Annotated in this window: 1 protein-coding gene and 1 pseudogene; both read left to right on the top strand. The window is 66.9% G+C overall.

Annotated elements, in window-relative coordinates; translation table 11 throughout:
- Window positions 1-88: pseudogene (locus WDW90_RS37220) on the top strand (IS5-like element ISMex42 family transposase); the annotation flags it as partial.
- Between the two features lie 43 nt (window positions 89-131).
- A complete protein-coding gene (locus WDW90_RS37215; protein ID WP_336492742.1) occupies window positions 132-1,223 on the top strand; it encodes a PAS domain-containing protein in 1,092 nt (363 codons plus the stop codon).
- Window positions 1,224-1,316: the final 93 nt, after the last annotated feature.

The following is a 1,316-nucleotide window of genomic DNA, read 5'->3' as shown; positions in this document are numbered from 1 at the left end:
TGCCATCGCAACCCGCTACGAGAAGACAGCTTCAAGCTTCATGGGCGTTCTCTCGCTCGCAGCCGCTCTGGACTGGCTCAAGAGCTAACAGGCCGTAGGGCTCGCTGAAGCCGTGGGTTATGACGGCCGGCGTGACACAGAAAGTGAACGAGACCTGTCCGCCGGGCTTCGAACCTCGCGACCCCCGGCGCCTCGCTGCGCTGCGCGGCTACGGCATCCTCGATACTCCACCGGAGCCGGAGTTCGACGACATCGCGCAGATGGCCGCGCAGGCCTGCGACGCGCCGATGGCGCACATCAACTTCATCGACGCCGACCGCCAGTGGATCAAAGCAGCGGCGGGCCATGATGCTCGCGAGATGCCGCTCCACTTCGGCTTCTGCACCCAGACCTTGGCCGAAGACGGCATCCTCGTCCTGCCAAACCTCGAGCGGGAGCCAGAGCTCGCCACCAACCCCTTGGTCACCGGCGAGCCGCATCTACGCTTCTACGCCGGCGTCCCGCTGGTCACGCCGGATGGTTGGGCCATCGGCACCCTGTGCGTGCTCGACCGCGAGCCACGCACCCTGACCGCGCAGCAGGAGTTCATCCTGAAGGCGCTCGCCCGGACCGTGATGGCGCAACTGGAGAGCCGTCGCTCCGCGGCTGCCCTGCGGGCGCGCGAGGCCGAACTCCGGCTGGTGGCCGATGCCATGCCGGTCCTGATCGGCTTCATCGACCGCAGCCTCACCTACCGCTTCGCCAACGCCGCCTACCAGACCTGGATGGGGCGAGCGCCACAGGAGGTTGTCGGCCACACCCTCTCTGAGGTGCTCAGCGCAGGCGAGTTGGAGGCTCGGCTCCCACAGATCGAACGGGCATTTGCGGGCGAGGAGGTGCGGTTCGAGCTCAACTGGGCCTGCCCGGACGGCGAGGTCCGGGTTGCCGACATCCGCTACATGCCGCGCTTCGCAGCCGACGGCTCGGTCGACGGGTTCTACGTCTTCGTGCACGACGTCAGCGACCGGAAGCGGGTCGAGGCCCTGCTTCAGACCCGAGCGAGCCATCTCGAGGCGCAGGTTGCCTCACAGACGCGGGACCGGGACCGGATCTGGACCTTGTCGCCGGTGCTGAAGGTCGTCGCCGCGCCAAACGGTCGGATCGAGAGCGTGAACCCGTCCTGGACCCGGGCTCTGGGTTGGTCCGAGGCGGAGACGGTCGGACGGGACATCCTGAGGTTCTGATCCTCCTCTGAATGAGTGGACACCTCTGCTACGCTCCCATGGGGGCTGGAAGGTGTCTGATGGGGACAACGAAACGAACGTTCACGCCGGAGT

Origin of the sequence: Methylobacterium nigriterrae, assembly GCF_037106235.1 — a bacterium.
GTDB lineage: Bacteria > Pseudomonadota > Alphaproteobacteria > Rhizobiales > Beijerinckiaceae > Methylobacterium > Methylobacterium nigriterrae.
This window is presented reverse-complemented; position numbering and strand designations above follow the sequence as displayed.